Annotated in this window: 18 protein-coding genes; all 18 read left to right on the forward strand. The window is 44.2% G+C overall.

What is annotated here, in order from left to right; translation table 11 throughout:
* Nucleotides 1-18 precede the first annotated feature (18 nt).
* The 18 genes from NST04_RS06445 to NST04_RS06530 all read left to right on the forward strand — a co-directional run bounded on the left by NST04_RS06445 (nt 19) and on the right by NST04_RS06530 (nt 18,653).
* Nucleotides 19-2,040, forward strand: coding sequence for a helicase-related protein (locus tag NST04_RS06445; RefSeq protein WP_445667905.1), 2,022 nt, complete (start codon nt 19-21; stop codon nt 2,038-2,040).
* A 111-nt stretch (nt 2,041-2,151) separates the two neighbouring features.
* Nucleotides 2,152-3,033 (forward strand): ComF family protein, encoded by an 882-nt coding sequence (locus NST04_RS06450; RefSeq protein ID WP_341183625.1) that lies wholly within the window; start codon nt 2,152-2,154, stop codon nt 3,031-3,033.
* Between the two features lie 141 nt (nt 3,034-3,174).
* A complete protein-coding gene (locus NST04_RS06455) occupies nt 3,175-3,582 on the forward strand; it encodes a TIGR03826 family flagellar region protein (RefSeq protein ID WP_036694666.1) in 408 nt (135 codons plus the stop codon).
* A gap of 105 nt (nt 3,583-3,687) precedes the next feature.
* Nucleotides 3,688-3,975, forward strand: a complete 288-nt coding sequence (gene flgM, locus NST04_RS06460) for a flagellar biosynthesis anti-sigma factor FlgM (protein ID WP_036694667.1) — start codon at nt 3,688-3,690, stop codon at nt 3,973-3,975.
* A 12-nt stretch (nt 3,976-3,987) separates the two neighbouring features.
* The gene (locus NST04_RS06465) at nt 3,988-4,488 is read left to right on the forward strand and encodes a flagellar protein FlgN (protein ID WP_341183626.1); all 501 of its coding nucleotides are present in this window, start codon (nt 3,988-3,990) and stop codon (nt 4,486-4,488) included.
* Nucleotides 4,489-4,545: 57 nt separating this feature from the next.
* Nucleotides 4,546-6,141 (forward strand): flagellar hook-associated protein FlgK, encoded by a 1,596-nt coding sequence (flgK, locus tag NST04_RS06470; protein ID WP_341142668.1) that lies wholly within the window; start codon nt 4,546-4,548, stop codon nt 6,139-6,141.
* A 12-nt stretch (nt 6,142-6,153) separates the two neighbouring features.
* Nucleotides 6,154-7,071 carry a flagellar hook-associated protein FlgL gene (flgL, locus tag NST04_RS06475; RefSeq protein ID WP_339251834.1) on the forward strand — a complete coding sequence of 306 codons (918 nt, stop codon included), beginning with the start codon at nt 6,154-6,156 and terminating at the stop codon, nt 7,069-7,071.
* A 15-nt stretch (nt 7,072-7,086) separates the two neighbouring features.
* On the forward strand, nt 7,087-7,653 hold the full coding sequence (locus NST04_RS06480; protein WP_341183627.1) for a DUF6470 family protein: 567 nt from the start codon (nt 7,087-7,089) through the stop codon (nt 7,651-7,653).
* A gap of 76 nt (nt 7,654-7,729) precedes the next feature.
* The gene (gene fliW, locus NST04_RS06485) at nt 7,730-8,176 is read left to right on the forward strand and encodes a flagellar assembly protein FliW (RefSeq protein WP_341183628.1); all 447 of its coding nucleotides are present in this window, start codon (nt 7,730-7,732) and stop codon (nt 8,174-8,176) included.
* Between the two features lies 1 nt (nt 8,177).
* Nucleotides 8,178-8,414 carry a carbon storage regulator CsrA gene (gene csrA, locus NST04_RS06490; protein WP_341183629.1) on the forward strand — a complete coding sequence of 79 codons (237 nt, stop codon included), beginning with the start codon at nt 8,178-8,180 and terminating at the stop codon, nt 8,412-8,414.
* Nucleotides 8,415-8,644: 230 nt separating this feature from the next.
* Nucleotides 8,645-9,454, forward strand: a complete 810-nt coding sequence (locus NST04_RS06495) for a flagellin N-terminal helical domain-containing protein (protein WP_341183630.1) — start codon at nt 8,645-8,647, stop codon at nt 9,452-9,454.
* Nucleotides 9,455-9,524: 70 nt separating this feature from the next.
* Nucleotides 9,525-10,337 (forward strand): flagellin N-terminal helical domain-containing protein, encoded by an 813-nt coding sequence (locus tag NST04_RS06500; protein ID WP_341183631.1) that lies wholly within the window; start codon nt 9,525-9,527, stop codon nt 10,335-10,337.
* Nucleotides 10,338-10,429: 92 nt separating this feature from the next.
* On the forward strand, nt 10,430-11,500 hold the full coding sequence (locus NST04_RS06505; RefSeq protein ID WP_341183632.1) for a glycosyltransferase family 2 protein: 1,071 nt from the start codon (nt 10,430-10,432) through the stop codon (nt 11,498-11,500).
* A gap of 102 nt (nt 11,501-11,602) precedes the next feature.
* Nucleotides 11,603-13,498: a glycosyltransferase gene (locus NST04_RS06510; protein ID WP_341183633.1), complete on the forward strand. Its 1,896-nt coding sequence runs from the start codon at nt 11,603-11,605 to the stop codon at nt 13,496-13,498.
* A gap of 366 nt (nt 13,499-13,864) precedes the next feature.
* Entirely contained in the window at nt 13,865-15,607 is a 1,743-nt protein-coding gene (locus NST04_RS06515; protein ID WP_341183634.1) for a glycosyltransferase family A protein, read from the forward strand.
* A 24-nt stretch (nt 15,608-15,631) separates the two neighbouring features.
* Nucleotides 15,632-16,411 carry a glucose-1-phosphate cytidylyltransferase gene (gene rfbF / locus NST04_RS06520; RefSeq protein WP_341185192.1) on the forward strand — a complete coding sequence of 260 codons (780 nt, stop codon included), beginning with the start codon at nt 15,632-15,634 and terminating at the stop codon, nt 16,409-16,411.
* 29 nt (nt 16,412-16,440) lie between these two features.
* Nucleotides 16,441-17,529, forward strand: a complete 1,089-nt coding sequence (locus NST04_RS06525; protein ID WP_341183635.1) for an NAD-dependent epimerase/dehydratase family protein — start codon at nt 16,441-16,443, stop codon at nt 17,527-17,529.
* Entirely contained in the window at nt 17,523-18,653 is a 1,131-nt protein-coding gene (locus NST04_RS06530) for an FkbM family methyltransferase (RefSeq protein WP_341183636.1), read from the forward strand. Before NST04_RS06525 ends, NST04_RS06530 begins: the two co-directional genes overlap by 7 nt.
* Nucleotide 18,654 lies beyond the last annotated feature (1 nt).

An 18,654-nucleotide genomic window follows, 5' to 3' on the forward strand; every position in this document is an offset into this window, starting at 1 on the left:
GGGGCGAGGGGATTGAAGGTGGCTGTGTATGTGGTGGAGCAGGGTGGAGAGTGGCAGGCCCGGATTTCGTTAAATCTGGGGGTGGATGAATTATGGTGGGCGGGTGAGGGTTGGGGAGGGCAGTTGGAAGCGCAGGAAAACCAAGCGGCAGACCGGGTTGTGCTGCTCTCCCGGTCACTGCCATTGGGCTGGGCAGTGAAGCTGGCAGCAGCCTGCCAGTTCACGGACCAGATGCGGCGCTGGGATGAGGCAGCCTGGCGGAAATCCGCCGCAGTTCTTTTGAAGGCGGAGATCCGGGCGGAGCGGGCTGCTGGAGGGGGACGGGGCGAAGGGTGGCCTTTTGAGGAGGCTAAGGTGTACAGGCTGCCGGAGGACAGGGGATGGAGCAGGTATGGGAGATTGGAGGGTGTGTGGGGGAACGAACAGGCGGATGGACAGGGGAATGTGAGGGAGAATTGGCAAGAGAACGAACAGGTCGGCGTGCAGGCGAGTACGAGGACAAAATTGCGAAGGAACGAACAGGAGAGCTTACGGAGGAGGGAAATGGAGGTGCTTGCAGCGGGAGCAGACCGCCTGGTCGCAGCACTGGACGGGCGTTCTCTGCTTCAGGGTGAAGCAGAGGCACTGGTGGCCGAGCAGCTCCCGGAACTGGCGGAGCATTGGCGGGCTGCGGCGCAGCTCGCCTATCTCCAGGGACGGCTGCGGCTTACGGCCGCCGTCCTGGGCCCTGCGGGCGCCGCGCGGCTGGGCCTGCGCCGCCGCGAAGTGCCGCGTTGCCTGCGCTGCGGCAGCGTGCCCACGGGCCGCACGGCCTGCGCCGCGTGCGGCCTTGCCGGCTGCGCCTATTGCGAGGCCTGCCTCGCACTGGGGCGCAGCCGGGCTTGCGCGCTGCTGCTGCGCAGCGCACCGCTGCCGGCCGTGCGCTGCACGGCCGGCGTGTCCCCCACCGTGGCGGCACGCCGGTGGGGGCTTAGCGCAGCGCAGGCGGCCGCCGCCGCCGCTGCGCTGGGGTTCCTGGCGGAGCCGCGCAAGCGCTCCGCCGCAAGAGGCCCAGAGCGGTTCCTGCTCTGGGCAGTGACGGGAGCGGGGAAGACGGAAATGATCTTCCCGCTCCTGGAGGCGGCGCTCGCGGCCGGGGGCCGGGCGCTGATCGCCACGCCGCGGCGCGACGTCGTGCTGGAGCTTGCGCCGCGCCTGGCCAGAGCCTTCCCGGCGGATGTCCCCGCCGTGCTGTACGGAGGCAGCGAGGACCGCTTGCGCCGCAGCCGGATCACCCTGGCGACCACGCACCAACTGCTGCGGTTTCACCAGGCCTTCGATCTGGTCATCATCGATGAGATCGATGCGTTTCCCTATCACAACGATCCTATGCTGGACTATGCTGCAAGGCAGGTCTGCAAGCCCGGCGGACGATTCATCCTACTCTCCGCCACGCCGCCTGCGGAGCTTCAGCGTCTTGCCCGCTCCGGCAGATTGCCGCATGCGAGGGTCCCGATCCGTTTTCACGGACACCCCTTGCCGGTTCCGCGCCATATCCGGATGCCGCCGCTTCATCGCTGCCTGAAGCAGGGCAGAATTCCGGCAGGACTGCGTTCAGCGCTGCAGCGGTCCATTGACCGTAAGGCGCAGATTTTCCTCTTCGTCTCCCGGATTGCCCATATTGAGGGACTGCTGCAGCTTCTGCGGCGGATGTTTCCCGAAATTTCTATAGAGGGCACCTCCTCTCAAGACCCGGGGAGAGCAGAGAAGGTGCTGAAGTTCCGGGATGGCACCATTTCCCTGCTGGTAACGACCACGATTCTGGAGCGTGGGGTTACGGTACCGCATAGTGATGTTTTTATTCTGGATGCGGACAGCGGACTGTTTGATGAAGCAGCCTTGGTGCAGATGGCGGGCCGGGCGGGACGCTCCAAGGATGATCCGGCAGGCAACGTCATCTTCGCTTCGACAGAATGGAGCCGCTCGCAGCGCGCCGCTATATCACAAATCCGCAGTATGAACGCCATTGCGCGCAGACAAGGATATCTCAAGTCCAAATGATTTTGTGAGGATTTCTTGGAAATAGCTGTGAATGCCCAGCTCCCACAATTTGAGTTCTATACACTCTGTACTTTTAAACTCTGCACATTCTATTTTATTAGGAGGATTACAATGCGTCACCTGACGTCATGGATGAAGCAAGCCCGCTCCCTGATCGCGCCTTCGCAGCCGGAATGTCTGTTTTGCGGCCGCAGAGGCCGTCCTTCCCCCGAATGGCCCGGAATCTGCGTACACTGCCAGAGCAGCATTCCATGGATTCGCGTTCCCCGGTGCCAGACCTGCGGACGTCATGTGGGCTGTCCCGATTGCAGCCGGAGCCATGGGCACTTACCGATCCGGTGCAACCGGAGTGCAGTAGCGTACACTAGTGAAATGCGCGAAATACTTGGGCAGTATAAATATCGGGGGAATGAGCGGCTTGCGCCCCTGCTTGGTCTGATGCTGGACAGGGCATATGCGCTGCTGCAACAGGAACAGAGCGGACAAGCACAAGATGGAGCACAAGCAAGTAATTTTTTCAGCGAACCACGCACGTTGTTACAATCAAAGCTTCGGAATTGTTCTAACCTGTGGCAAGCCGATATCCTGGTCCCTGTACCTGTGAGCGCTGTCCGCCTGTCCGAGCGGGGCTTCAATCAGGCGGAGCGGCTGGCAGACGCAGTCTCCCGGCGTAGAGGAGTCCCCCAGCTTCCGCTGCTGGTCCGCACCCATCACACTGCCAAGCAGAGCTTCAAAAGCAGAAGGGAGCGCCTGGCCGATATGAAGCATGCTTTTGCCGGAAATACAGATCCGGTTGTTCTGCAAAGTCTGAAGGAACACCTGCATTCCCGTGCGACGCATCAGCGTGAACAGCACACTCTGCGAATCATCATTGTCGATGATATCTACACTACAGGGAGTACGATTCGTGCCTGCGCCGGGGCGCTTCAGCAGCTCTGCCGCAGCCTGGATTGTACTGCCGAGATATACTCTCTGACCTGGGCCCGTTCCTAGCAGCAGCTGCTGCTCTGGAATTCAATAAAACCGCTTCCCTGACCGATACTAATCATAGACGGATCTTCGGCGATCATGTAATCTTAGTAGCATAAGCGATTCATGAGTTGTGCAGAATGATAGAAGGGAGCCGCGGTAGAAATGAATGTAGACAATTGTCCGAGATGCGGCCGGTTATATGTCAAGAACCTGATGAACCTGTGCCAGCCCTGCATCAAAGAGTTAGAGCATGAATATGAAATCTGTGTAGAATATTTGCGTAAAAATAGAGGCACCAACATACAGGAACTGTCCGATGCCACCGATATTTCCATCAAGGAAATTACGCGTTTTATCCGGGAGGGCCGGATTTCCATCGCCAATGCGCCTAATATGATGTACCCTTGTGAGGTATGCGGAACCCTGATCCGGGACGGGCATATGTGCGACAGCTGCCGCAGCCGTCTGACCAAGGACCTTGCCAATGCAGCCAAGGAAAGTGCAGACTCGAGCGCTTCCAAGAAGGCTCCAGATGGCGCTTACCGCGCGGTGGACAAGTTCCGCAACTAAACAATTCTGCAAAAAAACGCTTGCAGCTATAAAGAATGTTTCAACAGGGGCCGATAAACTTAGTAAAGATTATCGGCTTTTTTATTACAGAAGGAAGGTGAAGTTATGAAAATTAACGATGCCGGACGAATCAATGCGATTAATCCATACCAACGAAGTGCGGAATCGCAAAGGCAGGAACAGATGAAGAAGAGTACACGCAAGGATGAGGTATCGATTTCGGATGAAGCCATCAAGCTGCTTCAGGCACAGAAGAGCGGGAAGATTGACACTGAACGTGCGAACAAGATCGAAAGCCTGAAACAGCAAGTATCCGCAGGTACCTACCAGGTTGACGCAGCCAAGCTCGCCGAGACACTCGCCCCCTACTTTAAGCAATCCTCCGAGAATTAGGTGAAAACACCCATGGCACTTACAACATTATTAGACTTGCTTGAGCGGCTGGACGAGGCGCATGTGCAGATGCTGGATCTGGCCGCAGTCAAGAAACAGACCATTATGGACAACAAGGTGGAGGGTCTTATTGATATCCTGAACCGCGAGTCCAAGCTGATGAAGGTGATCGGACAGCTGGAAGAACGGCGTGCAGAAGCAGCCTTCGAGTTTTTGCAGGGGGTTGGAATCCGTTCCAATCTGAATCTGAATCTTACCGAGCTGTCCCGCCTTGTCTTTGATCCCGATGACAAATCGCGCCTGCTGCAGATTCAGCAGAAGCTTTCCGGCACATTGCAGCAATTAAAAAAGGCCAATGAGCTGAACCAGAAGCTGATTGAGCAGTCGCTTACCTTTATAGATTATTCCCTGGATTTGCTGGTCGGAAGACCAAATCAGGAAATGACATACCATCATCCGTCCGACAAGGGCAGCAGTGTGACTCGGCCGGGTATTTTTGATGCCCGTGGATAATCAGGTTATCCGCTGAGCTGCGCTCACCGCAGCAATCACAAGGGAGGAACAAGTAGCATGACATCCACATTCCACTCCATCGAGACCGCAAGACGAAGCCTGTTTACCCAGACAGCGGCGCTCAATACCACCGGCCACAACATTGCCAACGCCAACACGGAGGGGTATACCCGCCAGCGTGTGAATATGAAGGCGGCCATCCCGATTGAAGCCTATGGTATGAATAACTCGACGATGCCAGGGCAACTGGGAACAGGGGTTGAATTCAGTTCCATTGAGCGGATTCGGGAGATGTTCCTGGACGATCAATTCCGCGGGGAGAACTCGGCAAGCGGGAACTGGAGCATTCAGTCGGATACCTTAGATAAGCTGGAAGCGATTGTGAATGAGCCTTCAGATACCGGTGTCCGTATCGTACTGGATAACTTCTGGAAATCCTGGTCGGACCTCAGTAAGAATCCGGAAGATCCCACAGCCCGCAAGATCGTCGTTCAGACAGCCCAGGCCCTCACGGATGCCATGAACTATATGAGTACACAGCTCAGCAATCTGGACCGCGATCTCAGTACCAACATTGACGTCAAAGGCAAAGAGATTCAGAGCTACCTCAGCTCTATCGCTGACCTCAATCAATCCATTTCCAAGATAGAAGGTATGGGCGACAAAGCCAATGATCTGCGCGACCAGCGCGACCTGTTGACGGACAAGCTGTCCAAGATTGCTAACATCACCATTCTGGATACAGATGCCGGATATAACATCTCACTGGGCACACAGCCGTTAGTTCAAGGAGCAACCGTGACTGCGGCTGTAGACAGTACGTTTCTTAATACCGCCTTCGCCTCCGGCGATTTGAAGGCTGGTGAAGCTTATGGGATGCTTTTCTCCAAAAACACCTATGTAGCAGATTACAGGAAGCAGCTCGACGCGATGGCCAATACCATTGCCAATGGTGAAGTGCAGGTGACCATACCGTCAGGCTCTAACCTGCCCGCAGGAACGACTGTGCTCAAGGATTCAGAGATTATTAATGCAGATGGCACCAAAACAACTCTTTCAGCAGGAAGCGCGGTACCTATCCCGTTGCCGGGTGATCTAAGAACAACAGTCAAAGGTCTGAACGGTCTCCACCAACTGGGGTATGCGCTCAACGGGACCTCGGGCCGGCCGTTCTTCACCTCTGCGGTAGCCGGAGAAGCGATCACTGCTGCCAATCTTAAGCTGAATCCAGAAATCGCTGCAGATCCCACGCTGTTTGCTACTTCCTTGCGTACTACTACAGATACCTCAGGCAATGTATCCGTAGTAAAAGGAAATAATACACTGGCGCTGCTGTTCAGCAATATGAAGGATAACAATACTTTCGCTACAGCAGATGGTACTAAGACCGGTACAGTCGGGTCCTATCTCAGCTCCATGGTTGGACAATTGGGTATCCAATCTCAAGAGGCCACACGCCAGGCGAGTAACGCCGATTATCTGGTGGAGCAAGTGAATTCCCGCCGCCAATCCGTAAGCGGTGTGTCGCTGGATGAAGAAATGTCCAATATGCTCGTATTCCAGCATGCCTACAGTGCTGCTGCACGTTTCATGACCACCTATGATGAACTGCTTGATAAATTGATTAATTCTACCGGCACAGTCGGAAGATAAGGAGGCCATACCATGATCAGAGTCACCTCCAATATGATGAGCTCACAGCTGCTGCTTAACTTGAACCGCAATGCACGAACCATGAACGAGACCCAGCTCCAGCTGGCCAGCGGCCGCAAAATCAACAAGCCCTCCGACGACCCGGTAGGCATCACCTATTCCCTCCGCTACCGCGCCGAGCTGTCCTCTAATGAGCAGTACACGAAGAACGTGGATAGCGCGCTGTCCTGGCTGAATTATAACGATACGGTGTTGGGACAGGCGGGGGATGTTGTTCAACGTTTGCGGGAGCTTACTGTTCAGGCTTCTACCGGCAGTAATCCACAGTCAGCTTTGGATAGTATTAATGAAGAAGTGATGCAACTTAAAGAACAACTAGTGGATATAGCGAACAGCAAGCTGAACGGAAAGTATATATTCAATGGTGAACAGTATGCTACCAAACCTTATGATTTTGCCAAGCGGGCTGATGGCACCTACGATACTACTAAGGTAATTACAACAGACCCAGGACAAATTCAATATATTGTAGGTGAGGGTGTGGAATTACCTATTAATATGACAGGAAACGATATTTTTGGATATACAGGAGAAACAGATAATCTGTTTTCTATAATAAACAGTATTTCAGAAGGATTGAAAACTGGTAACATTACAGCGGTTTCCAGACAACTTGATATAATTGACACTCGCGTAGAGACCATCTTGTCAGCCCGCTCTGAAATAGGTGCTAAGACTAATCGCGTAGAGTTGATGCAGGATCGTTTGAGCGATTTGAATTTAAACTTGACAGACCTTCAAGCTAAGACTGAGGATGCGGACTACGAAGAACTTATTATGAAGTCCAAGATTCAAGAGAACATCTACAATGCCTCACTATCTGTTGGAGCTAAGATTATATCTACAACTCTCGTTGATTTCATAAGATAATGGAGGTGCTCTCTGTTGAAACTGTCAGTAGTTCAAATACGTCAGACACCTGGTTTGATAGGTATTGATTCTGACATGGGGGAATTCTCAATTATTCAACACCAAGCAGAGCTAAACATTACATCCGAAAGAGGGCAGTGGGATATCCAGCAGTTTAAACCTGAAATGTCTGTGGATCAATCCAAAGCATTGGCTGCCTATAATGGCGGGAGTCTTATTGAGGTGAATAGGCGCATATATTCCGGTATTGAGCAAATTTACCTCCAAGGCATTGCGCGTCGAGTGGAGCAGGGGAATCGAATGGCTGAATTCTTTAAACCTGGAAACTCTATTCCAGAATTGTATGGGGGGGATTGGAATTCTGTTTCGTTTCCTGAAATTCGTGGCCCCGCTTCGTATGATAATGTGGATATTCATTTTGAAACGAGAAGCCCCCGGATTGAGTTTTTGAGGGGAGCGATAAAGATAGATGTAGTTGTTCGTCGGCCTGATATTGAATATACAAGAGGTAAACTGGATATATATATGAGGCAGTATGCATCTATTCAGTTCATTCCGCCTGAAGTGAATTTGAAATGGTAATTTGTGAGCTGTAGTTGTGCCGGATAGCGCTTCTACGGCTTTTCTTGTTTAATATTGTACGAAGGAGTGGAAACAGATGATTATTGATACACTGTCTTGGGGGAAAATGAAAGTGGATGAGGAACATGTATTTCATTTTTCAAAGGGGATTCCCGGATTTGAAGAGGAAACTGATTTCGCATTAATTTCTACCCCTGATCATTCTTTCTGGTATTTACAGTCGACGAAAGATAAGGCCTTGTCCTTTCTGCTTAGTGACCCTTTTGTCTTCTATCCGTCTTATGAGTTTGATCTTCCTGACGCTGAAGCAAAGGAACTAAAGATTAATAACCAACTAATCGTACGTTGTGTAATAACCCTGAAGAATAAGGTGGAGGAGTCTACGATTAATTTGCTTGCTCCTCTTGTGCTTAATCCAGAAGAACGAGTAGGCAAGCAGATTGTACTGCACAACACACCTTATCATACTAAGCACAGCTTATTAGCGTTGTCTCCAAGTATTGATGGAAAGGATGGTGTTTAATATGCTCGTTCTCTCTCGAAAAAAAGGCGAGAGTATCATCATAACGGACCAGATTGAAGTTACAATTTTAAGTGTAGAGGGGGATACAGTCAAAGTTGGTATAAAAGCTCCCAGTCATATAGATATATTTCGTAAAGAAATATATCTATCCATTAAGGAATCCAATCAGGAATCGGCAGCACCTGCTCCCTTAGAGATTAACACGCTTATTGAACGATTACGTGAGGCGAAAAATTAATATGGATATAAGACTTTAACAGGTGGTAGCTTAGGGCTACCTCCGGTTTTTCTTTATGACATCAAAATAATCAAAAATAAATATGTGGAAATTTGCCGGATTACTCTAAACTCATGAGGGTTTAAAGACGATATATAATTTAGACGAAGATCCCGCAGGGCGGCCGACCTTAACGGATCCTTGTTACCACAAGGATGTGGAACCAGTATATTTCAGGGAGGAAAATTATCATGATTATCAATCACAACGTTACGGCGCTGAACACTCACCGCCAACTGGCAATTAACACTAGCAATACAAGCAAGAACATCGAGAAGCTGTCATCCGGTCTCCGGATTAACCGTGCAGGGGACGATGCTGCTGGCTTGGCTATTTCTGAGAAAATGCGCGGACAAATTCGCGGTCTGGATCAAGCATCCCGTAATGCTCAGGATGGAATCTCCATGATACAAACGGCAGAAGGTGCATTGAATGAGACTCACTCCATCCTGCAACGGATGAGAGAGCTTTCTGTTCAGTCTTCCAATGATACGAACGTTACGGCTGACCGCGCTGCTATTGATCAAGAGTATCAAGCATTGTCAACTGAGATTACACGTATTTCTAAAGACACGGAATTTAATACGCAGAAGCTGTGGGACGGTTCTACCACAGCAGTGGATTTCCAAGTTGGTGCTAATACTGGACAAAAAATTTCGTATACATTCGCTTCTATGGATGCAACTACTTTGACTGCTGTTGGTGATTTGACGACAAAAGCCAATGCATCTACAGCTCTGGCTGCTGTTGATGTGGCTATCGGTAAAGTATCCACAGAACGTTCGAAGTTGGGTGCGGTTCAGAATCGTCTGGAGCATACGATTAATAACCTAAATACATCCTCTGAGAACCTGACTGCAGCAGAATCCCGCGTTCGTGATGTGGATATGGCTAAAGAAATGATGAGTCAGACAAAGAACAACATTCTTGCTCAAGCAGCTCAAGCAATGCTTGCTCAAGCGAATCAGCAGCCGCAAGGCGTTCTTCAACTGCTTCGTTAATCTAAGGTTCAACTCTAATCTATAAACCTTCCACAAGGATGTGGAAGTTACATTCAAGGAGGAAATCAATATGATCATTAACCACAATGTTACGGCGCTGAACACTCACCGTCAATTGGCAATCAATACAAGCAACACAAGTAAGAACATCGAGAAATTGTCTTCCGGTCTTCGGATTAACCGTGCAGGAGATGATGCTGCAGGTCTGGCAATCTCTGAGAAAATGCGCGGACAAATTCGTGGTCTGGATCAAGCATCCCGTAATGCTCAAGATGGCATCTCCATGATCCAAACAGCTGAAGGTGCATTGAATGAGACTCACTCCATCCTGCAACGGATGAGAGAACTCTCTGTTCAATCTTCCAATGATACGAACGTTACGGCTGACCGTGAAGCTATTGACCAAGAGTATCAGGCATTGGCCACTGAGATTACACGTATTTCTGATGATACCGAATTCAATACACAGAAACTTTGGAATGGCGCTACAACTGCTGTGGACTTCCAAGTGGGCGCTAACACAGGGCAAAAGATTTCTTATACCTTTGCCGATATGGATGCTGCAGCATTAATGACTGCTGTAGGTGATTTGAAGACTAAGGCTAATTCGCAAACAGCTCTGACAGCTGTTGATGCGGGCATTGCAAAAGTATCTACAGAACGTTCGAAACTGGGTGCTGTTCAGAATCGTTTGGAACACACAATCAACAACCTGAATACTTCCTCGGAGAACCTGACTGCAGCAGAATCCCGTGTTCGTGACGTGGACATGGCCAAAGAAATGATGGCGCAAACGAAGAACAATATTCTTGCACAAGCAGCTCAAGCGATGCTTGCTCAAGCGAACCAACAGCCACAAGGTGTTCTTCAATTGCTCCGTTAATCTTCACTGTCTGAATAGAGACCTTAGTTTATCTAAGGTCTTTTTTTTTTGAACCTACGAATGCACGGTAGAAACTAAGTGAGGTGAGGCCGATGTTATCATTAGCTATGATTGTAAAGAATGAATCGAAAAAAATTGCAAGGTGTCTGCAGAGTGTACAATCTGTCGTTGATGAAATCGTAATCGTTGATACAGGTTCTACAGATCATACTAAGCAGATTGCAAGCACCTTTGGAGCACGGATCTTTGATTACATTTGGGATGATGATTTCTCGAGTGCAAGAAACTATGCTTTAGAGCAGTGCAATGGTGAGTGGATATTAGTTCTGGATGCAGATGATCAGATTACACATGCTTCCCGGAAGGAAATAGACGATTTCATACGTAAGCATGATGCCCTAGGTCGAATCCAAATTACTAACAGCTTTGATTATAATGGAGAGCTCAGAGAATCGAAGGCTTATGTGACCCGATTGTTTCCCAAAGGATCATTCTACAACGGTAAAATACATGAGCAGATTGTTTCTGATCTTCCAAGAAAAAACGTATCTATTGAGGTGTATCATGACGGATATTTTAAGTCTGAGAAGTATAAACGTAATATTAAGATGCTAGAAGTGGAGTTAGAACAGAATCCTGGTGATTCATATACACTATTCCAGCTGGGTAAAGAGTACCGGATAATAAAAGAATATGCTAAAGCTAATGTGTACCTAACAAAATGTTATAACACAATCACCAATAATGATGGTTACAAACCTCAAGTAGTGATTGAGTATTTACATACAATCTTGGGGCTGAACAATTTTGAACGAGGGCTTACTCTAATTGAACAAGAGACGCATAACTTAAGCGACTATCCAGATTTCCTTTTCGCTAGTGGGTTGTTCTTTATGGAGCTGGTGTTTAGTGATACAGATAAGTATTTTGAATATTTCCCCTTAATAGAAGAGTCATATTTGAAATGTCTGTCCGTAGGAGATACTACAAAATACGAAAGTGTTAAAGGAACAGGCAGTTTCCTGGCAGCCTATAACCTTGCTGTATTCTATGAAACTACAGGTAATCTGGGCAAAGCAAAAACATATTATCGAATTTCAGCTGAATACAATTACAAGATTGCCCAACAGCGCCTTGGTTTTCTCAATACAATTAAAGAATAGAATTAATAAATTTTTAATCATCATGCATCTTATTTTGTTATGAAAAAAGGCCGATAATTAGAGTATAATTATTAATTTCTGAAATGATGAGAGGATACCTCGATGAATAGAACAGTATCACTATGCATGATTGTAAAGAATGAAGAGAACACACTTGCACGTTGCTTGGAAAGTGTTATCGGCAAAGTGGACGAAATTATTATTGTAGATACTGGGTCAGAAGATGCGACTATAGAGATTGCAACTAGGTTTACTTCAAACCTTCACTACTTTGAATGGACTGGCAGTTTTTCCGAGGCAAGAAACTATAGTGTTCAACAAGCAACCTGTGATTATATTTTTATCATGGATGCGGATGAATATCTGGATGAGAAATCTGATATTTATAAGGAAATTGTTTCAGATGCAGATTATTTCTTATTGGAAATTAAAAATTATATATCCTATGCGCAAACCTTTACACATAAGGCAGTAAGATTATTTAAGAATAATGATCAGCTTTATTTCGAGAGTCATCTGCATGAACATATTAATGTATTGGATAAACGTTATTCTTTCGTTGGAGGAGATGCGAATCTGCTCCTTCACCATACGGGCTACAACAAAGAGACGATAGAAGAGAAGGATAAACTGCAAAGAAATCTTCCTATCATGATTAAGGCTGTTAATGAGAATCCTAGTGGATACAATTTGTTTAATATGGGGAGAACTTATGTAGCTCTTGGTGAAACAGAGAAAGCGGTTAAACTGTTTCAACAAGCCTACCCTTTGTGTAAAGATAAAGCATTTTTGCCGGATCTGCTGTCTTTTCTCGCTTCGAGTCTGGGAAAGTTGGATAAGCATGAAGACGGTTTAAGAATCATAGAGGATGCGCTTCAGTTATTTCCTTCGGATTCTGAAATGCGTTATGTTCAAGGACAAATGCTCTTGGAAGCCGGTTATCAGGAAGAAGCGATATTATCATTCAAGAAGTGTCTCCTCATTGGAAATCAAACAGAAGGAACGATGATATCTGAAGGTTCAGGAGGTTATAAAGCCCGGTTTATGTTGGCTGAAATATATGACAAGCAAAGAAAAATAACTCAAAGCTATGAAGAGACGGTTCAGGTCCTACGAGAAAAGAAAACGTACTCGCCGGCTTTGAAAAAGTATTTTGAAATCGTAACGAAAGCAAATCTCCCTGTTCAGGAGGTCTATCACAATATAGAGTTCATATATAATGTTCAGAATATTAATGATTTAAGGCTGTTGCTGGATACCCTATACGTCTTGAGACACCCGTTGCTTAGGAAATATGTGGGGAAATTTAATATCAAACCACCACCTCATATTATCGCGGTGTCTTTACAATTTGATAAAAAATATGAGCAGGCACGTGAACAATGGTCTGATATTACCACATATCCTGTTGAAGCGGGAGAAGATCTGCTTCTACTTTCTGTTATTCTTAAGGATTCTGCCCTCTTTCGTAGAGCGCGTCCACTTTTGAATTTAAGCAACAGAGAGAGTGACGTGCTAATGAGTTTAGTCAACAGACAAGATAGTTCCAATGTTCGATTAACTACAGGTTTAGAAAAATTGCTTATTGAAGTTTGCCGTCATCTTATCATACTGCAGGAATTTGAAATCTTTGAAAGTGTGTTAGGGCTCCTTTTGAAGGGAAGCGTAGAAACGAAGTACAACATATGCCTTTTACTCGCGGATTATAGTTTTACAGAGGTAGCAATTGATATTTTGATCAAGCTATATGACGAGCAACCAAATAATATAAAGGTTATTACATTACTTGGTGATCTTTGTTTTCAAAGTAACTATCTCGAAGATGCTCATTTATTCTATACCAAACTCATGGACTTAAAACCTGTCTATAGCACTTATGAGCGCTATTACCAATGCTACGAGAAGCAAAATGATATTAAAGGAATGAGTATTATGAAAAATGAAATTAGACGAAAATTTCCTGTAGTTACTTGGATTGATCATACTTATTTTAACTAATCGTGAACATAATTTGGAGGAGATATTTTCTTTGTTGTAAAGAGTGAGGCGAAAATATCCCTTTCCAATGGATAGGCAGCTTTGCAGAGCAAGGAATTTTAGTAATCACAATGCTTCCTGCGATTATATATTTGTATTGGATGCTGAGATTGATTTTCTAGGTGCGAATCCACCCCATTTTTCCAAAGAGAATAACTGCAAAAAGGGCTACGTTTATCCGATATATTATGTATATTAGTACTCCAAACAACTAAATTAAGAAGTTACAGTAAAATGTAAGTAGAATGAAGACTATTGAAGACACATCATTTCATAAAGGATATTGGTGATTTTTTGCCAGTCTCAACAACCCAAAGGAGAAGTAAGGTGAATCTAATAAAGCCGCCAGCAGTACTTCTACAGACACTGGCTTTTAATGTGGAAGAGTATATTGTGGAATGTGTGGAAAGTGTTCTAAATCAATCCTTTATAGATTTTGAGTGGATAGTTGTAGATAATGGATCGACTGATAGAACTAGCATGTTGCTCGAAGAATACGCCAAGAGAGATAGTAGAATACGACTTTTTAGAAATGAAAAGAACACTTTTTTATATAATGAACCTTGGAATCCTGATTATATTGAGTATCTTAACAGTAGTAAAGCTGAATACTGGTGTGCGTTGGATAGTGATGACTACATTCATTCTGATTTTCTAAAGGAACTTTACGCCGCTGCAATAAAGTATAATGCAGATATTGTAGTTGCTGGAACAACAATGTTTCTAGAGGAAAACCCCCATAAAAGGAGTGTGCGTTGTCCCCCTGACTTTTATACAGAAGATTTAACCACTCTGGGTGATTTGCTGCCCCAAATTTACAGTAGTTTTAGATCAATGTGGGGAAAGCTTTTTAAGTTGCCTCTAGCAATGAAACAAAGCAATTATAGAACAGTAGAAAAACCGCTTACTCTATTAAACGCATTCGACACTCTATTTTGCCTTGATTGTTTAAGTTTTGCACACTCAGTCGTGGGAATAAATAAACCACTTCATTACTACAGAATGAGACAGAATTCGTTCTATAATTCACAGCTGAATAAAAATAGGTATCTAGATTATAAGACTATTTTTGAAGAGAGCAAGGAATTACTAAGGAGTTGGAACAAACTTAACGATTCAAACTTACAGTTTATAGCTTCTGTGTTCCTAGAATCGATAAAGGACTGTGTGAAAATAGCAATGAATGCTAAATCAGCTTCCATAGAAGATAGGTTGGAAGCTATCGAGATGATTATATCCGATGAGTTCGTATATCAAGTGCTTAGGCAAAATGATCTTTGGGACAATCTATTCATAAAAGTGAAAGATATTGTTGATCAAAAAGTGGGGGATATTGAAGAATTTGAGATACCTCTAGCAATGAATCACTTTATTTATAGGCTTTATTCATCTATAAAAATGATTACTTCTGCTGGAGATAATAAACAAGATGCCCTTCTACTTTATCTATCCTCAATATGTGATATAAACAATAAAAACCATTTCGGTGTCTCATTGTTATACCCTTTCTTTAAATCTACTGGAAAAGATTCACTTGCTGAATCGGAAAGTAATGGTATTCCATGCGAGTTTCTTGCCTCACAGCCTGACTTATTACGAGAAATTGTGAATGGAGATTCTGAAAAGGCACTAATTATTTGTGACCAAAATTTAACGGATAACAATTTCATCTTGCTGAAACAATCACTGACTAAACTTGGTTCGAAAATACAACTTGATGAGTTAACACAAGTTAAACTGAATATGGAAAGAAGTATCTATGATGAGAAGTACGAAGAAGCGGTAGAATTGTTACTGGACGTTCTTGAAACTCATCCTCTTGATTATGATGCTCTATACTACAAGTTATATATACTGATTTTGATGGGTGAATTGTTGCCAGCACTTGAAACTGCTATTGTTTTAAAGGTGTTCTATCCATATGAATGTAACTCAATGGAGTTAATAGCTTTGGCGTTTCTAAATGTTGGTTTGAAGGATATGGCTAGGAGCCTTTATCAAACAGCTTTGGATTTATGTGTAGATGAAACGCAACGGCAACATATAAAAACTGAACTTAATGCTCTTTAAATACCAATATAAGGCGTGAGTGAGATGAAAGTTGTAATTTTAGCTGGTGGATATGGGACGAGAATAAGCGAAGAGAGCCATTTGAAACCGAAACCTATGATTGAAATTGGTGACAAGCCTATTCTATGGCATATAATGAAGAGCTATAGTCACTTTGGATATAATGATTTTGTAATCTGTCTTGGTTATAAAGGTTATGTTATAAAAGAGTTTTTTGCTGATTATTATCTTCACACCTCAGATGTCACCTTTGATTTTCTTAATCAAAACATGTTAACGGTACATAATAATGTTACCGAGCCATGGCGTGTTACACTAGTGAACACTGGGTTGGATACGATGACAGGCGGTAGAATAAAAAGAATAAGAAAATATGTGGGCGATGAGAGATTTATGCTTACTTACGGTGACGGAGTGGCCGATGTAGATTTAAATCAACTCAAACAATACCATATAAACTCCGAAGCCTATATTACTATGACGTCTATTCAACCAGGTGGGCGCTTTGGGGTTCTCGCTATTGATGAAGCGACGAACCGCATTGACCGTTTTGTTGAAAAATCAGTTGAGGATGGGGGCTGGATCAACGGCGGCTTTATGATTGTAGAACCCCAAGTGTTTGACTATATTGAGGACGACACTACAGTATTTGAAGCTGATACGCTGGTTAAAATTGCTCATGAAGGCAAATTAAATGCATATAAGCATTTTGGATTCTGGCAGTGTATGGATACGCAGCGAGATAAAGGCGTACTTGAGAACCTGTGGAGAAACAACAAAGCACCTTGGAAGCTGTGGGAGTAGGATATCATTGTTTGAGAGGGGGCATTGATATGTGGATGCCAGAAATAACCAGAGAAGATATGGGTTTTATTTATAAATCGATGTCAGAGGAATATAAGCAAAAATTATATGGTACAACGATCTTAATCACTGGATTTGCAGGCTCGCTGGGATATTCCTTGCTTCATTTCTTTGCTGCACACGGTGAACAGCTTGGTGTTAAAAAAGTTTATGGCATTGATAAACTTATGTTTGGGCAGCCAAACTGGATGAAGCGCTTTATAGAAAATCCACTTTTTGATTTGCGTACTTTAGATGTTATTTCCTGTGATTTTGACTTTGCCGGTGATGCAGATCTTGTTTTCCACATGGCATCACTCGCCTCTCCCATCTATTATCGACTACATCCCATTGAAACTATGGATGCCGATGTCACTGGTCTTCGTCGATTGCTTGATTTCTTTAAAACTAAACATATTAAAGGCTTTTTGTTTTATTCCAGCAGTGAAATTTATGGCGACCCTCACTCTTCTCAAATTCCAACTACGGAAGATTATTGGGGAAATGTAAATTCTTGTGGACCGAGAGCCTGCTACGATGAATCAAAGCGTTTTGGAGAAACACTCTGTTATAATTTTGCGAAGCAATATGATATGCCGATCACTGTTGTTCGTCCGTTTAATAACTATGGACCCGGGATGAGAATTAATGATCAAAGGGTAGTAGCGGATTTCGCAAAGGCTGTAATAGATAACGAGAATATCGTGATTTATTCTGACGGGAAGCCGACCCGTACGTTTGATTATATTCCCGATGCCACAGTAGGGTACATTAAGTGTGCTCTATATGGAAAATTTGATGTATTCAATATCGGTTCGGATAAACCGGAGATTACTATTTTGCAATTAGCCGAACTCTACAAAAAAATAGCTCATGAGCAGTTTGGTTACAATGGTACCATTGAGTATAAAGTTCATTCAGATAAGGATTATTTGACGGATAACCCTAATCGCCGCTGTCCGAACATCACAAAGGCAAGAACAATACTTGAATATGAGCCGCAAATTCATATTGAAGAGGGAATTAAGAGGTACCTGCTTTATTTACAGGAATGTGACAGGAGTGAATATCAATGGTGAATGAATTTTCGGTTGATATGCTGACCAAGGAGTCAAATCAGATTGATATTTTATTACAGAAGTGTTCGGAAGTTTTAACTACAGATCGAAAACCAATTGTGTTATTTGGTTCGGGATTCATAGGAAGGTATTATTTAGATCTGATAAAAAAAATGGACATGGTAGTAGAGGTATACTTTTGTGATAACAACCCAAACAAATGGGGAACAAGTATTGATGATGTATTGGTAATTAGCTTTGATGAATTAAAAAACAATTATAGTAATAGCTACATTATAATTACCTCTTTACAATTTTACGATGAAATCCGTCTTCAATTGAAGGAGAATAACCTAAAAATTTTGCTAGATGAATCAATATATTCTGTTATTACAGATGATTACGACGTGTTGCACGTATATAAAGATTATCATGAATTAATTCACGAAAACATCGAGAAGTTTTCAACTACTTATAACTTGTTATTTGACGATTATTCTAAGCGGTTATTTCACGATAGATTAAATTACATTATCAGTGCTAACTCCAGGTATATTACTCCTTTGAGAAGCAAATCACCTCAATATTTTGAGCCAGAGATAATTTCTTTATCAAATGAAGAGATATTTATTGATGGTGGGGGATATATAGGAGATACGGTTCAGGAATTCATTAAGCAAACGAATAGGCAGTATACAAAAGTATACTCTTTTGAACCGGAGGAAAGTAAACATGAGATTTTTTTAAAGAATTTCTCTTCTAGCAATAATATTAATCTTGTACCTTATGGACTTTGGGATAAAAAGGAAGAACTTAAATTTTCTTCACGTGATGATATGGCTAGTGGAATAAGTGAAATAGGTAATACTATAATTCCAGTGACTTCCATTGATGAGTTTCTTGGTGGGGACCCTGTAACTTTTATCAAAATGGATATAGAAGGAGCAGAGTTTAAAGCACTGAAGGGCGCGGAGAAAACCATAAGAAAATACAAACCGAAACTTGCTATATGCGTATATCATAAACCACTGGATATTGTGGAGATACCGATGTATTTAAAAGAACTTGTACCTGAGTATAAATTTTATTTGAGACATTATAATTATGGTCTGACTGAAACTGTTTGTTATGCTGTGGTTGAGTAAA

It is taken from the genome of Paenibacillus sp. FSL H7-0756, from assembly GCF_038006765.1.
Lineage (GTDB): Bacteria > Bacillota > Bacilli > Paenibacillales > Paenibacillaceae > Paenibacillus_AQ.

Coding starts and splice junctions, on each gene's coding strand:
- NST04_RS06450 (WP_341183625.1), top strand. CDS start 2,152: ATGCGTCACCTGACGTCATGGATGAAGCAAGCCCGCTCCCTGATCGCG.
- NST04_RS06455 (WP_036694666.1), top strand. CDS start 3,175: ATGAATGTAGACAATTGTCCGAGATGCGGCCGGTTATATGTCAAGAAC.
- flgM (WP_036694667.1), top strand. CDS start 3,688: ATGAAAATTAACGATGCCGGACGAATCAATGCGATTAATCCATACCAA.
- NST04_RS06465 (WP_341183626.1), top strand. CDS start 3,988: ATGGCACTTACAACATTATTAGACTTGCTTGAGCGGCTGGACGAGGCG.
- flgK (WP_341142668.1), top strand. CDS start 4,546: ATGACATCCACATTCCACTCCATCGAGACCGCAAGACGAAGCCTGTTT.
- flgL (WP_339251834.1), top strand. CDS start 6,154: ATGATCAGAGTCACCTCCAATATGATGAGCTCACAGCTGCTGCTTAAC.
- fliW (WP_341183628.1), top strand. CDS start 7,730: ATGATTATTGATACACTGTCTTGGGGGAAAATGAAAGTGGATGAGGAA.
- csrA (WP_341183629.1), top strand. CDS start 8,178: ATGCTCGTTCTCTCTCGAAAAAAAGGCGAGAGTATCATCATAACGGAC.
- NST04_RS06495 (WP_341183630.1), top strand. CDS start 8,645: ATGATTATCAATCACAACGTTACGGCGCTGAACACTCACCGCCAACTG.
- NST04_RS06500 (WP_341183631.1), top strand. CDS start 9,525: ATGATCATTAACCACAATGTTACGGCGCTGAACACTCACCGTCAATTG.
- NST04_RS06505 (WP_341183632.1), top strand. CDS start 10,430: ATGTTATCATTAGCTATGATTGTAAAGAATGAATCGAAAAAAATTGCA.
- NST04_RS06510 (WP_341183633.1), top strand. CDS start 11,603: ATGAATAGAACAGTATCACTATGCATGATTGTAAAGAATGAAGAGAAC.
- rfbF (WP_341185192.1), top strand. CDS start 15,632: ATGAAAGTTGTAATTTTAGCTGGTGGATATGGGACGAGAATAAGCGAA.
- NST04_RS06525 (WP_341183635.1), top strand. CDS start 16,441: ATGTGGATGCCAGAAATAACCAGAGAAGATATGGGTTTTATTTATAAA.
- NST04_RS06530 (WP_341183636.1), top strand. CDS start 17,523: ATGGTGAATGAATTTTCGGTTGATATGCTGACCAAGGAGTCAAATCAG.